The 12,905-nt window shown below is 35.4% G+C and carries 15 protein-coding genes; 12 read left to right on the top strand and 3 right to left on the bottom strand.

The annotated features are described in order from the left end of the window. Positions 1-32 precede the first annotated feature (32 nt). From LUA86_RS17655 to LUA86_RS17640, 4 genes are all read left to right on the top strand, one after another. Positions 33-980 (top strand): YbbR-like domain-containing protein, encoded by a 948-nt coding sequence (locus tag LUA86_RS17655; RefSeq protein WP_231465259.1) that lies wholly within the window; start codon positions 33-35, stop codon positions 978-980. Beyond that, on the top strand, positions 980-1,606 hold the full coding sequence (coaE, locus tag LUA86_RS17650; RefSeq protein WP_231465257.1) for a dephospho-CoA kinase: 627 nt from the start codon (positions 980-982) through the stop codon (positions 1,604-1,606). Before LUA86_RS17655 ends, coaE begins: the two co-directional genes overlap by 1 nt. 78 nt (positions 1,607-1,684) lie before the next feature. Continuing rightward, positions 1,685-2,632 carry an MBL fold metallo-hydrolase gene (locus LUA86_RS17645; RefSeq protein ID WP_231465255.1) on the top strand — a complete coding sequence of 316 codons (948 nt, stop codon included), beginning with the start codon at positions 1,685-1,687 and terminating at the stop codon, positions 2,630-2,632. A gap of 89 nt (positions 2,633-2,721) precedes the next feature. After that, positions 2,722-2,865, top strand: a complete 144-nt coding sequence (locus LUA86_RS17640; RefSeq protein WP_231465253.1) for a DUF5522 domain-containing protein — start codon at positions 2,722-2,724, stop codon at positions 2,863-2,865. A gap of 88 nt (positions 2,866-2,953) precedes the next feature. Here the strand turns inward: LUA86_RS17640 and LUA86_RS17635 are convergent, their stop codons facing one another. From LUA86_RS17635 to LUA86_RS17625, 3 genes are read right to left on the bottom strand one after another with little or no spacing between them, the layout of a single operon-like run. After that, positions 2,954-3,673 carry a ZIP family metal transporter gene (locus LUA86_RS17635; protein WP_231465251.1) on the bottom strand — a complete coding sequence of 240 codons (720 nt, stop codon included), beginning with the start codon at positions 3,671-3,673 and terminating at the stop codon, positions 2,954-2,956. 3 nt (positions 3,674-3,676) lie between these two features. After that, positions 3,677-4,240 (bottom strand): phosphatase PAP2 family protein, encoded by a 564-nt coding sequence (locus LUA86_RS17630; RefSeq protein ID WP_231465249.1) that lies wholly within the window; start codon positions 4,238-4,240, stop codon positions 3,677-3,679. Further along, positions 4,237-4,968 carry a bifunctional 2-polyprenyl-6-hydroxyphenol methylase/3-demethylubiquinol 3-O-methyltransferase UbiG gene (locus tag LUA86_RS17625; protein WP_231465247.1) on the bottom strand — a complete coding sequence of 244 codons (732 nt, stop codon included), beginning with the start codon at positions 4,966-4,968 and terminating at the stop codon, positions 4,237-4,239. The genes LUA86_RS17630 and LUA86_RS17625 overlap by 4 nt, the downstream gene beginning before the upstream one ends. A gap of 214 nt (positions 4,969-5,182) precedes the next feature. Here LUA86_RS17625 and LUA86_RS17620 point away from each other — a divergent pair, with 214 nt between their 5' ends. From LUA86_RS17620 to LUA86_RS17585, 8 genes are all read left to right on the top strand, one after another. Then, positions 5,183-5,398: a hypothetical protein gene (locus LUA86_RS17620; RefSeq protein WP_231465245.1), complete on the top strand. Its 216-nt coding sequence runs from the start codon at positions 5,183-5,185 to the stop codon at positions 5,396-5,398. Between the two features lie 127 nt (positions 5,399-5,525). After that, positions 5,526-6,914: a phosphoglucosamine mutase gene (glmM, locus tag LUA86_RS17615; RefSeq protein ID WP_231465243.1), complete on the top strand. Its 1,389-nt coding sequence runs from the start codon at positions 5,526-5,528 to the stop codon at positions 6,912-6,914. A 3-nt stretch (positions 6,915-6,917) separates the two neighbouring features. Then, positions 6,918-8,066, top strand: a complete 1,149-nt coding sequence (locus LUA86_RS17610) for a cysteine desulfurase family protein (RefSeq protein ID WP_231465241.1) — start codon at positions 6,918-6,920, stop codon at positions 8,064-8,066. Positions 8,067-8,560: 494 nt separating this feature from the next. After that, positions 8,561-8,764, top strand: coding sequence for a hypothetical protein (locus LUA86_RS17605; protein WP_231465239.1), 204 nt, complete (start codon positions 8,561-8,563; stop codon positions 8,762-8,764). A 135-nt stretch (positions 8,765-8,899) separates the two neighbouring features. Next, entirely contained in the window at positions 8,900-9,103 is a 204-nt protein-coding gene (locus LUA86_RS17600) for a hypothetical protein (RefSeq protein WP_231465238.1), read from the top strand. Positions 9,104-9,176: 73 nt separating this feature from the next. After that, positions 9,177-10,076: an MBL fold metallo-hydrolase gene (locus LUA86_RS17595; protein WP_231465236.1), complete on the top strand. Its 900-nt coding sequence runs from the start codon at positions 9,177-9,179 to the stop codon at positions 10,074-10,076. A gap of 216 nt (positions 10,077-10,292) precedes the next feature. Further along, positions 10,293-11,615 carry a cytochrome ubiquinol oxidase subunit I gene (locus LUA86_RS17590; protein ID WP_231465234.1) on the top strand — a complete coding sequence of 441 codons (1,323 nt, stop codon included), beginning with the start codon at positions 10,293-10,295 and terminating at the stop codon, positions 11,613-11,615. Between the two features lie 30 nt (positions 11,616-11,645). Next, positions 11,646-12,650 carry a cytochrome d ubiquinol oxidase subunit II gene (locus LUA86_RS17585; protein WP_231465232.1) on the top strand — a complete coding sequence of 335 codons (1,005 nt, stop codon included), beginning with the start codon at positions 11,646-11,648 and terminating at the stop codon, positions 12,648-12,650. The last annotated feature ends 255 nt before the right edge of the window (positions 12,651-12,905 follow it).

The following is a 12,905-nucleotide window of genomic DNA, read 5'->3' as shown; positions in this document are numbered from 1 at the left end:
GCACGTAGCTTTTCTGAACTACAAATATTACTATGCCGTTTATAAAGTTAACTCAAATAGAAAAAAGACGTGTAATAAGCCTCTTAGCTTGTTTACTCTTGGCAATTGCTGCCTGGCTATTTATGGCATTAAACAACAAATATGAATACATTGCCAAAACGGTTCTTATTTATAAAAATTTCCCGCAGAAAAGAGCATTTCATCCTTCACAATCAGATACGGTAGATTTAAGGGTTGAAGGTACGGGATGGCAGTTACTTTTCGCTAGATTGAGGATAAACCCACAATCGATAACCGTAAGCTTAAATCAGCTAAACCGTAGAGATTATGTAGTGCTTTCCGACCAGCTTTATGGTATAAACAAACAATTAGAAACTTCTCAAAAGATAATTTCTGTTAAACCAGATACACTTTATTTCGATTTCACTAAAAGGTCGACAAAAAAGGTAAATATAAAATTGGTGCAGAAAATAGATTTTGTGAGTCAATATGGAATTTCTAACGATATCAGGCTCACGCCAACACAAGTAACTGTAACCGGACCAATTGAAGAACTGCAAAAAATTGAAAGCTGGAATACTGATACCTTGAAATTGTTCAAAGTTCAAAATAATGCATCAGTTAGGGTTGCTCTACAACACAGCACCTTAAAGAATGTGAATATTTTCCCATCTGTTGTTGAGGTTAAAATTCCGGTTGATGAATTTACCGAGAAAACAGTTGAAGTGCCATTGAAGATTACTAACAATTGGAATTACAATAGCATAAAATTATATCCGAAGAAAGTAAAGGTTACTTTTTTAGTTGCTTTAGGAAATTATGCGCAGGTTGATGAAAATTTTATTACGGCTACGGTTGATGCAGATGAATGGCAAAAGCTTAATCACCATCAATTAACGGTAAAAATATCTCAATTTCCTGATTATTGTAAGCTTGTTCGGATTGTTCCATCAAAAATTGATTTTGTTGTAGAGAAATAATGTATAAAGTTGGTATAACGGGCGGTATTGGCAGCGGTAAAACTACCGTTTGTAAAGTGTTTGAGGTTTTAGGCATTCCTGTTTTTTATGCTGATACGGCTGCGAAAGAAATTATGGTTACAGATGCTTTGCTGGTAGATGGTATAAAAAAGGCTTTCGGTAAAGAGAGTTATTTTGAAGATGGCAAACTGAATAATAAGCATATCGCCGGTATTGTATTTAATAACGAAGCCGAGTTAGCGAAATTGAATGCTTTAGTGCACCCCGCAGTATTTAGAGCTTTTGATACTTGGGAAGCTCAAATTGATGCTAATGTTCCTTATACATTAAAAGAAGCTGCTTTGTTATTTGAAAGTGGATCTTACAAAATGACTGATGCTACGATTTTGGTAACAGCGCCTACAGATACCAGAATAAAAAGAGTTATGCAACGTGATAATGTTACAGCAGAACAAGTGAAAGCACGAATGGATAAGCAATTAAGTGACGAAGAAAAATCTAAACTGGCTAATTACTTTATTCATAATGATGAAAAAATTTCAATTATTGAACAGGTTTTAGCTCTACATAAAACATTTTTAAATACAGCTAAACAAGAGCATTATTTAGCAGCAAAGAAAATTTAAAAGTAATATCTGTAAATCTGATGCTTATTGTATCTACCTAAAATCCTGCCTTATCCTTCAACCCAACAAATCCTATTCATGATTTTAGAAGATTTTATCACCATAACACCAACTGGTTTATATTGCATTTATGGAGATTTTTACCTCGACCCACAACAGCCAGTTCAAAATGCAGTGGTTTCTCACGCACATGGCGACCATGCAATAGGCGGAAGCCAAAATGTTTATTGTACTGCGGCAACCAAAACTTTTATGGAACATAGGTATAGAAAATTTGCTGCGGTCGATTTTCATACAAAAACATACCACGAGAATTTCAAAATTAAAGAGGTTAGCATAAGTTTTTATCCAGCCGGACATATTCTAGGTTCTGCGCAAGTTTTAATAGAATATGATGGCGTAAAATATCTCTACACCGGTGATTATAAAATTGAACCAGATGCAACCTGTGAGCCATTTGAATTTGTTGAAGCAGATGTTTTAATTACAGAAAGTACCTTCGCAAACCCAGAAACTAAACACCCTTCGCCAATTGATGAGATAAAAAAACTGAATGAAACTGAAGCAAATATTATGCTTGGGGCTTACGCTTTAGGTAAGAGCCAAAGGATTATCCAGCTGCTTTATGAACATTGCCCAAACAGAAATATTATGGTGCACCATAGTATTATGCCTTTTGTAAAAATTTATGAAAACTATGGCGTTAAGCTTGGTGATTATAAAATGTACGATAGAAAGGTGATGAAGAATAACCAACAACATCAGGTTTATATCGTACCGCCAATGGTTTTTCACAGTTACCATAAAGCTATAAATGTTGTTAGGGCATTCGCATCGGGCTGGAAAAATTTGCAGCAGACAAATGGAATTTCCTTGTATATTTCAGATCATGCGGATTGGGATGCCATATTAGAAACCATCGAAAAGGTAAAACCAAAACAAGTATGGACTTTACATGGTGACGGAAAACATTTGAAAGAATATTTTAAGGATACTCTGGAAATTAAAATAATGAATGAAAGATAGAATGATGAAATAAAGCTGACGCAAACAGATTTGTTAATCCGATAATTTAAAATTCAATCATTCAAAACTCATTCATTCATTAACTATATATGAAAGAAGGCGAAGATTTTTACTTCAACGAACAAGGTTTTATGGTTTTTACAGAAGCTTACCATTTAAAGCGTGGCTACTGCTGTAAAAATAAATGTAAACACTGCCCTTGGGGTTATGGGAAAAAGAAAGAGAAGAAATAAGACAGATTTTAATTTAGACTTAGGTCCGAACGCTGTTATAAATCTCAGATAATTTAACTTCAAAACCCATAGATATAAATTTTGCTTCTTAATGCCCTCCGGCGAAAAATCCTATCAAAGAAACCCCAATACCTAATAAAACAGCAACCATTTTGCGGGTATTTATTTTATGGTCGGCACTTGATTCGAATAAAATTGTAGTAGAGATGTGTAAGAAAATACCAATTACAATACCCATTATTTTGTTGAAATAGGCATCAACACCACCAATTGTGCCATTGCTTAAGCCCACACTTACATAAAAACCTAGAGGTGCCATTGCCGCAAAAATGAGCAGGTACAAAAAAATACTTCCTTTTTTGAAATGATTTTGCATTAAAATACTTGCTAAAGCAAAAGCAGCAGGAATGTGATGTAAAGAAATCCCGAATATTAATTCGTTGTGCTGGTCTTTAGCTAAAGGCATACCCTCTAAAAAGGCATGTAAGCATAAACTAATCATTATCCCAAAGGGAAAAACATTTCCGTTGTGATGTTTATGAATATGTCCGTGTTCTACACCTTCAGAAAATTGTTCTAAAAATATTTGAAGTAGAAAACCAATCAGAATGAAGATACCAATCTGCCATTTATCTGGTCCGCTGTAAGCATCGGGAATTAAATGAAGAACGGTAATGCCAAAAAGGTAGGCGCCACTAAAAGATAAAATCAGCTTAAGTAATTTCGATTTATCACTTTTAACCAAAAATATAGACGAGCCACCCAACAGTGCACAGAAAAAAAGTACGGCAAATTTCCAGATTTCCATAGCTTAAAAATCAGGTTGTAATTTTTTAAAAATTCTTGAACAAACAAAACCAATTAGCGCTCCGAGTAATGCGCCAGAATTTACATCTACAGGATAGTGTACGCCCACATATACTTGCGCAAAGCAGATAATTGCAGCCCAAAATATCCCAATGGGTAAAATTGGTTTCCAACGGCTGTAAAACAAACAAATTAGAAATACTGCTATTGCAAAATGATTGGTTGCATGTGCCGATGGAAAACTTAAACCGCTGCCACATGGTACGCGATGTACAATTTCATTAGCAAGGCTAAAATCGTTACAAGGGCGAACTCTCGAAACCAAAGGTTTTATTACTCTGGATGCAACCAAATCGGATGTGGCAAACGTAAAAAGTAACATTGCAATAATGTAATAACCTTGCTTTTTATACTGTTTTATGCAAAAAACTATAATAAATAAATACAGCGGCGACCAAAAAAATCGGTTGCGTAGCAAAGGCATCAGCCAATCGAAAAAGCCATTTGATAAACCACGATGGATTTTCAAAAATAGCTCAATATCAAATTGCTGTATGCTTTCTATCATGCTTTCTTACAAATTAAGATTAACCTGTCTGATGATGATTCATCAAAATTATCAAGCGAATAATTGCCAAAAGTAGTTTCGATTATCATCCCGGCTTTAGCTAGCATACGTTCAAAATCTTCAAAACTAAATGCCTGGACGCGTTCCTCAAAATTGTATATTTTACCCTTATCCTCGAAGTTTATCTTTTTAATAATTTTTCCTTCAATTACATTTTTTGATATGTTAAAGGTAATACCATCTAATGATTTTGCTTCGCAGGAATTTAGGTTTCTGATAATTTTTGCAGTATTAAAATAGTCAAGCACTAACATTCCATCAGCTTTTAAACATTTTCTAAACGTTTTTAGGGCATTTACATGTTCCTTCTCCGTATCGAAATAGCCAAAGCTTGTAAATAAATTTAAAGCTACATCAAAGTAGTTGATGTAGAACAATTTACGCATATCGTGCACTAAGAAATGCAATTTATTGTTTTCAAATTGTTTTGCGTATTTAATGCTTTGTTCGGATAAATCAATCCCGGTAACATCAAAGCCTTTTTTATTTAAGTAAATAGAATGCCTTCCTTTTCCGCAAGCAATGTCCAGCATTTTGGAATCTTCTTGTGGCTTAAGATATTTTGTAAGGTTATCTATAAAAAATTCGGCTTCAGCATCATTTCTTTGTTGGTATAGAATATGATAATATGGCGAATTAAACCAATACTGAAACCATTTGCGCTGCATAAAAAGCCATTTTGTATTTTAAAAGGTTGCAAATATAAGATTTTAGCTTTGCATCAGAAGTGCTCACCTGGTTTTATGCAACAATATTGCAAAATTAATTATTTGTTGGGTCATCTTCATCTTTGCTACCATGGAATCCAGAGGTTAAATCAATTTACTTTGCTTTGGCGAATTGTGCTTGTAGATTGTAAGATACCTTGATTTGTTGTACGCCATGCTCAGCATAATAGCACTACATCATAAGCCACCTAAACCCGACCGAAGTGAGAAAGCCCGCAATCCCGATTTGGGCAGCAAGGCTATTGTTTTTAATAGATTGCTTTCCTATTTCACAGGTTTTATCGGGTTGCGGCTTAAAACGGGGGCGGGACTTATTAGCCGAAGCAATACCGCGATTGCTTTTCAAAAAAAAGGACAAACGATTGATTAAATATTTCTATTAAATACATCGTATAAATAGATATAAAAACAATGTAAATTAAGTGGTTCAGGCATTTTGAAATAGCTGCTATCTTAATTTTTTTATTATTTTTGAGCCTCTAATTAAAATACAAAAAGTGACTTTAATAAAATCGATTTCGGGAATACGGGGAACAATTGGCGGACAAGCTGGAAATGGCTTAACACCAATAGATGTAGTAAAATTTACAGCTGCTTTTGGTAGTTGGGTAGTTCAAAAAACAGGTAATAAAAGAATTGTTTTAGGTAGAGATGCCCGCATTTCTGGCGAAATGGTTAACAATTTAGTTATCGGTACGCTGCAAGGTTTAGGTATTGAGGTTATCGATTTAGGTTTATCTACAACACCAACTGTAGAAGTTGCCGTACCAGATGAGCAAGCCGGCGGCGGAATTATTTTAACTGCAAGCCATAACCCAAAACAATGGAATGCTTTAAAATTGCTAAATGCCGATGGCGAATTTATTAGCGATTTAGATGGTAAAGAGGTTTTAGATTTAGCAGAAAGTGCAGCTTTTGATTTTGCAGAGGTTGATAAACTGGGTAAAGTAATTAAAAACGATACTTATTTACAGAAACATATTGATAAAGTTTTAGCATTGCCTTTGGTTGATGTGGAAGCGATTAAAAAAGCAGATTTTAAAGTTGTTATCGATTGTGTAAATTCTACAGGAGGCATTTTTATTCCGACTTTATTAAAGGCTTTAGGTGTAACCAGGGTTACTGAATTATATTGTACGCCAGATGGTCATTTCCCACACAATCCGGAGCCACTTCCAGAAAATTTAACTGAAATTTCTAAAGAAGTACAAAAACAAAATGCTGATTTAGGTATTGTGGTTGACCCGGATGTTGACCGTTTGTGCTTTGTAAATGAAGACGGCAGCATGTTTGGCGAAGAATATACTTTGGTGGCTGTTGCTGATTATGTTTTGAAAAATACACCTGGAAACACGGTTTCAAACTTATCATCAACGCGTGCCTTACGCGATGTAACAGAAAAAGCAGGTTCTGTGTATAATGCTTCGGCTGTTGGCGAAGTAAATGTGGTTAACAAAATGAAAGAAACCAATGCAATTATTGGTGGCGAAGGTAATGGTGGCATCATTTATCCTGAATCTCATTATGGTAGAGATGCTTTGGTAGGTATCGCTTTGTTTTTAACGCATTTAGCAAAATTTGGTAAATCTATTTCGTTATTAAGAAGCAGCTATCCACAATATCATATTTCAAAAAATAAAATTACGCTTACGCCAGAAATGGATATCGATAATTTATTAAAACAGGTAGAAGAGAAGTACAAAAAACAGCCATATAGTACAATTGATGGATTAAAAATTGAGTTCGATAAAACATGGGTACATTTGCGTCGTTCTAATACTGAGCCAATTATCCGTATTTACAGCGAAGCAGAAAATGAAACTGTAGCCGAAAATTTAGCAAATAAAATTATATCCGATATCAAGGAAATCCTTAAATTAAACTAGTACATGAGAAGAGTTTATCTAGATAATGCCGCAACTACACCTTTAGATAAAGATGTAATTGCTGAAATGACTAATGTGATGGAGAATTATTTCGGTAATCCATCGGCCATTCATGCATTAGGCAGGGAAGTTAGAACCTTGGTAGAAAAGGCTCGTAAAACTGTAGCAAATCTTTTAGGAGCATCTCCATCTGAGATATTTTTTACTTCAGGCGGTACTGAGGCTGATAATACAGCTATTCGTTGTGGCATTTCGGCATACGGAATTAAACACGCCATTACTTCAAAAATCGAGCATCATGCAGTGGAGCATACTTTAAATATGATGCTAAAAAATGGCGAGATTGATAAATTAAGCTTTGTAAATATCGATGAGAAGGGTAATGTAGACTTCAATCATTTAGAAGAATTATTGCAAAATAACGATCGCACATTTGTTTCCCTAATGCATGCCAATAACGAATTAGGAACTTTAACAGATATGATTAGAGTTGGCGATATCTGCGAGAAATATAATGCTATTTACCATGCAGATACCGTTCAAACCATGGGCCACTACGTACACAATGTACGCGAGTTAAAAGCCCATTTTATTGTTTGTGCGGCACATAAATTACACGGACCAAAAGGCGTTGGCTTTTTATATGTAAACAGCAATATTAAAATTCCACCAATGATTTATGGTGGTGCGCAAGAGCGTAATATGCGTGGTGGAACCGAAAATGTTTATGGCATTGTTGGTTTAGCAAAGGCATTAGAAATTGCGTACGCAGAGATGGAAGAACATCAAAATCATATTCAGGGTTTAAAAGATTATTTAAAAAATCAATTAATTGCAGAAATTCCGGGGATAGGTTTTAATGGAGAAACTGATGCCGACAAAAGTCTTTACACGGTTTTAAATGTATCTTTCCCGGAGATGGATATGGCAGATATGTTGCTTTTTAACCTCGATATTAATGGAATCTGTGCTTCTGGTGGCAGCGCTTGCTCATCAGGTTCAAATATCGGTTCGCATGTATTAAATGGTATCAATGCAGATCCGAATCGTCCGTCTGTACGTTTTTCTTTCAGTAAATACACTACTAAAGAGGATTTAGATTATGTAATAGAAAAAGTTAAAATGGTGGTTAAGCAAAATGCTTTAGCCTAAAATATCATTAACCAAATAGGAACAGTCTCGGAGAAATCTGAGACTTTTTTTATGCCATTTTTTTTGAAAAGCAATTTCATCACCTTATTTAATGTTCGTCCTGCTTTCTGTTTCAACAAAAGCAGAAAAAGCTTTTGGTTTCCACGTCAATCAGGTTTATATTACAAAGGTTCGTGGTTCTTATGAAAAAAATAAAGAAGAGCAATCAAATTTTTAAATCCGTCTGCTGAAGCAGGCGGCAATAAATTCCATTACAATAGGTCTAGGTTTTTTAGCTTTTTCCATTTCATTGCCGTTGACTTCTGTCAACGGTTGTTAATATTCCTCTTGCAAATCTCATAACAAAAGCTTAAATTTAAGTAGCTAACGAAACGCTATCGCTTTTAATATTTAGCTCCTTAACGAAACCTTATCAATTCTCCCTTTGGTATAAGGTGAAGCAAACCGAAATTTATAAACCCAGAAAGCCACTGCTTTCTATAAATCTTTGCATTATGGAAAATTATCAACCTAAATCAGAAGAAAAAAAATCTGAGAATGAGCAACAGGCAAAAACCGAAAGAAAGCACATTTATAAGTTTATTTTGGCTCCTTTTTCTTTCGAATCGTCTCACCATTTTAATAAAATACACAAGCGAAAATTTAATTCGTTTGGCTGTATACACGATTTAAGGAAGTTGCCTGGCGCAATGTTGTAGTGTTTTATTCTTTATATTTTTTTAATCATTACCAATAATGAAAAGGTTTATTATGCTTAAAAACTATTCCGAAAGGTGATAAACAAAACAATGTAGATTGTTAAATGTTCCATTAATACATCAAATTGAAAAGCAATGGAAAATAATAAAGAAAAAGGCAAAGTTATTCAGAATGACTTACTTGATAAGAAAGTTGAAGATGTTAGAGAGCATGATTCTTTAGATAATAACAAATCATCAAAGCAATCTACCAATCTGTTCAATAAAGACAAAGATCGTAAAAATAATGCTTTTGGCCCTGGTCATGAGCCTGGCACAACACCGGGTTCTGGAATTTAGAGCAGTGTTTTATTTATAAAATTATTAAATTTAAGCCATAACATTTGTTGTGGCTTTTTTAAGTTTATCTAACATGGAAAGAAGAAATTTTATCAAAAATTCAGCATTAGCAATGGCTTTGCTTTCAATTTACAAAACTGACGTTTTTGCGCAAAAAGAATTGCTAAGGGCATATAATTTCAAGGCTTTAAGAAACAATGTTGGCGTTTTTACAGAACAAGGTGGAACCATTGGTTGGCTAAACTCTTCCAATGGATTTGCGGTTGTCGATGCTCAATTCCCAACCTCTGCGCCACATGTAATTGATGAATTAAAAAAGTTGGGCGATAAGCCTTTCAAATATTTAATCAACACACACCACCATGGCGACCATACCGCTGGTAATATTGCTTTTAAGGGTTTGGCGGAGAAAGTTGTAGCGCATCAAAACTCCTTGGTAAATCAAAAAAGAGGTGCAGAAAAGGCAAATAACTTAGATAAACAATTATTACCCGATACAACCTTTGGTACTGGCTGGAAAGCACCAGTTGGCGATGAAAAAATTAGTGCCTATTATTATGGCTCTGCACATACTAACGGCGATGCAGTTTATCATTTTGAAAATGCAAATATTGTTCACGTTGGCGATTTGGTCTCCAACCGCAAATTTCCTTACATCGACAGAGAGAATGGTGCGCATATTGGCAACTGGATTACTGCATTAGATAAAATTCATAACCAATTTGATAACGACACACTATTTATTTTCGGACACAGCAGAGAACCTGAAAAAATAACTGGCAATAAAGGAGACGTTAAAGCTTTCCAAAATTACTTGCAGAACCTTTTGAAACTGGTTTCGGCTGAAATTAAAGCCGGAAAATCTAAGGATGATATTTTAAAAATTACCACCATTCCAAATGCTTCTGAATGGCAAGGCGAAGGTATTCAGAGAAGTTTAACCGCTGCATACGAAGAATTAAAAGGCGCCTAATATTGTTATCTTCGCATAGGCTGCAATCTTAAAGCGAGATACAAGTTCGCTTTAAGATTCTCAATTAAATCGGGAATGACTAGGCAATATTTTTCCAAATCTTTCTCCAATTTATAAACATTCTATATTTAAAATAAATCTAAACAAGCCTTGCAAATCTGTCATTACTAATGCCTTATCCGCTATATTTGTGTTACACAAAATCCAATATCAGATATGGATGATTTTTTAGCAGCTCGTTCCCAAATGGCCTTATCATTAGGCTTTCACATTATTTTCTCCTGTATCGGTATGGTTATGCCATTTTTTATGGCTGTATCGCACTATAAGTGGCTTAAAACAAACGATGAAGTTTATAAAAACCTAACTAAAGCCTGGAGTAAAGGCGTAGCTATTTTCTTTGCAACCGGAGCAGTATCTGGTACGATGTTGTCTTTCGAACTTGGTTTATTGTGGCCAAAATTTATGGAACACGCCGGACCAATTTTCGGTATGCCATTTTCTCTAGAAGGAACAGCATTTTTTATTGAAGCTATTGCTTTGGGTTTTTTTCTTTACGGTTGGAATAAATTAAACAAATGGTTTCATTGGTTTACCGGAATGGTTGTAGGTGTAAGTGGGTTGGCTTCAGGTATTTTAGTTGTTGCTGCAAATGCCTGGATGAATAGTCCGGCAGGCTTTGATTTTGTAGATGGACAATACCTAAACATCGACCCAATACAAGCCATGTTTAATAAAGCCTGGTTCTCTCAGGCCTTACACATGTGCTTAGCCGCTTTCACAGCTACAGGTTTTGCGGTAGCCGGAGTTCATGCGCTAATGATTTTAAGAAATCAGAATAAAGAATTTCATTTAAAAGCATTTAAAATCGCCGCAGTTTTTGCTTGCATTGGCGCATTGCTTCAGCCAATTAGCGGCGATATTTCTGCAAAAGATGTAGCCAAACGTCAACCAGCTAAGCTTGCCGCGATGGAAGCATTGTACACAACTGAAAAACCGGCTCCTTTATTAATAGGCGGAATTGTAAATGAAAAAGACAGAACTGTTAAGGGCGCAATAAAAATACCAGGAGCGTTAAGTTTTCTGGCGCATGGTAATTTCAAGGCAGAAGTTAAAGGCTTGGATAAAATTCCAAAGGACGAACAACCGCCTGTAGCAATTACGCATTATGCCTTCCAAATTATGGTGGGTATCGGTACGTTATTAATGCTCATCTCTTTAATTTACTTCTTCTTCCTGCTTCGCAAGAGAGATTTATCAAGTAAGCGTTGGCTGCTAAAGTTATTTGTATTTGCCGTTCCTCTTGGTTATATCGCTTTAGAGGCGGGTTGGGTTGTTACCGAAGTTGGACGGCAACCATGGATTATTTATGGTGTTATGCGCACCAAAGATGCAGTAACGCCAATGCCGGGCATTGCATATTCTTTCTATATTTTCTCGGCAATTTATATTTCGTTAAGTGTTGTCGTTACTTTTTTACTTTATCGGCAGATAAAAATGGTTCCAATACTTTATAATAATAAAAAATCCGAAGTATAATTCAGCTAATCTGTGGCAACAAAATAAATTATGGAATACGTTGTAATAACTTTTTTGTGTTTAGGCATATTGCTTTATTTCCTTTTAGGCGGTGCCGATTTTGGTGCAGGAATTATTGAGCTCTTTACATCCACAAAAAATCGAAGCAGAACGCGTAAAACGCTCTATCAAGCCATTGGCCCAGTGTGGGAAGCCAACCACATGTGGCTAATTATTGCTATCGTAATTCTTTTTGTAGGTTTCCCGAAGATTTACACAACCATGTCGGTTTACCTGCATATTCCTTTACTCATTATGCTTATCGGAATCATAGCTCGTGGTACGGCATTTGTTTTTCGCCATTACGATGCAGTTAAAGATGATATGCAATGGCTTTACAATAGAATTTTCCGCTATTCTAGTTTTATAACAGCACTTTTTTTGGGCATAATTGCCGGGAGTTTAATTTCCGGTCATATTGATACCAATTCGAATGATTTCCTTTCGGCTTACGTTTTTGGCTGGCTAAATTGGTTTTCGATTGCCGTTGGATTTTTTACCGTAGCACTTTGTGGCTTTTTAGCGGCGATTTACTTAATTGGAGAAACTAAAGACGCCCACGACAAGCAAAGGTTTATCAAAAAGGCAGAATACATGAACATCGGAGCGGTTGTATTTGGTGCAATGGTTTTCATTGCTGCTCATTTTGATAACATTCCGTTAATCGACTGGGTTTTCAAAAATACCGTTGGCTTAACCGCAATTGTGTTGGCCAGTTTATCGCTGATTTTACTTTGGTATTTATTGATTAAAGGAAAAACCAAAGTGTTAAGGATTTTAGCCGGATTTCAGGTAACGATGATTTTGGTTGCGATTAGCTATGCACATTTCCCTAATTTTATCCGATTAAAAAATGGCAACGCAATGTCACTTTTCGAAACCGTTGGACCAGAAAAAACCATTTACAGCTTAGGTTTAGCTTTGCTTTTAGGTAGTATTTTAATTCTTCCCTTTTTAGGTTATTTGTTTTATAAATTCCAGAAAAAAGAGGAGTAGATATTAAATCTGTCAGTCTGAGCTTGTCGAAGACCATTAAGTTCCAAAACAAGTTCTTAAAATTACTTGAAAAGCAAATACAGTAGCTCTTCGTTTCCGAAAGCCCCGCCTGACTGCAGCAGGCAGGCTATCGTTCCAATCTTTTTTAGCTTCTGTTAATCGTCATTGCTTGTAAGAACAATGTGGTAATCAATTAAATTCGGGGTAATAAAAAAGGATTTTCACTATATCGGGTTTAGGAAGAATGGATGGTGC

This window comes from Pedobacter sp. Leaf132, assembly GCF_920984695.1.
In the GTDB taxonomy this organism is placed as follows: domain Bacteria; phylum Bacteroidota; class Bacteroidia; order Sphingobacteriales; family Sphingobacteriaceae; genus Pedobacter.
The sequence above is the reverse complement of the archived record's forward strand: the minus strand, read 5'-3'. Positions and strand labels throughout refer to the sequence as shown.

What these genes read in the sequence shown, in the direction of transcription:
- LUA86_RS17610 (WP_231465241.1), top strand. Translation starts at nt 6,918, where the DNA reads ATGAGAAGAGTTTATCTAGATAATGCCGCAACTACACCTTTAGATAAA.
- LUA86_RS17655 (WP_231465259.1), top strand. Translation starts at nt 33, where the DNA reads ATGCCGTTTATAAAGTTAACTCAAATAGAAAAAAGACGTGTAATAAGC.
- LUA86_RS17640 (WP_231465253.1), top strand. Translation starts at nt 2,722, where the DNA reads ATGAAAGAAGGCGAAGATTTTTACTTCAACGAACAAGGTTTTATGGTT.
- LUA86_RS17585 (WP_231465232.1), top strand. Translation starts at nt 11,646, where the DNA reads ATGGAATACGTTGTAATAACTTTTTTGTGTTTAGGCATATTGCTTTAT.
- LUA86_RS17590 (WP_231465234.1), top strand. Translation starts at nt 10,293, where the DNA reads ATGGATGATTTTTTAGCAGCTCGTTCCCAAATGGCCTTATCATTAGGC.
- LUA86_RS17625 (WP_231465247.1), bottom strand. Translation starts at nt 4,968, where the DNA reads ATGCAGCGCAAATGGTTTCAGTATTGGTTTAATTCGCCATATTATCAT.
- LUA86_RS17605 (WP_231465239.1), top strand. Translation starts at nt 8,561, where the DNA reads ATGGAAAATTATCAACCTAAATCAGAAGAAAAAAAATCTGAGAATGAG.
- LUA86_RS17645 (WP_231465255.1), top strand. Translation starts at nt 1,685, where the DNA reads ATGATTTTAGAAGATTTTATCACCATAACACCAACTGGTTTATATTGC.
- LUA86_RS17635 (WP_231465251.1), bottom strand. Translation starts at nt 3,673, where the DNA reads ATGGAAATCTGGAAATTTGCCGTACTTTTTTTCTGTGCACTGTTGGGT.
- LUA86_RS17595 (WP_231465236.1), top strand. Translation starts at nt 9,177, where the DNA reads ATGGAAAGAAGAAATTTTATCAAAAATTCAGCATTAGCAATGGCTTTG.
- LUA86_RS17620 (WP_231465245.1), top strand. Translation starts at nt 5,183, where the DNA reads ATGCTCAGCATAATAGCACTACATCATAAGCCACCTAAACCCGACCGA.
- LUA86_RS17600 (WP_231465238.1), top strand. Translation starts at nt 8,900, where the DNA reads ATGGAAAATAATAAAGAAAAAGGCAAAGTTATTCAGAATGACTTACTT.
- LUA86_RS17630 (WP_231465249.1), bottom strand. Translation starts at nt 4,240, where the DNA reads ATGATAGAAAGCATACAGCAATTTGATATTGAGCTATTTTTGAAAATC.
- coaE (WP_231465257.1), top strand. Translation starts at nt 980, where the DNA reads ATGTATAAAGTTGGTATAACGGGCGGTATTGGCAGCGGTAAAACTACC.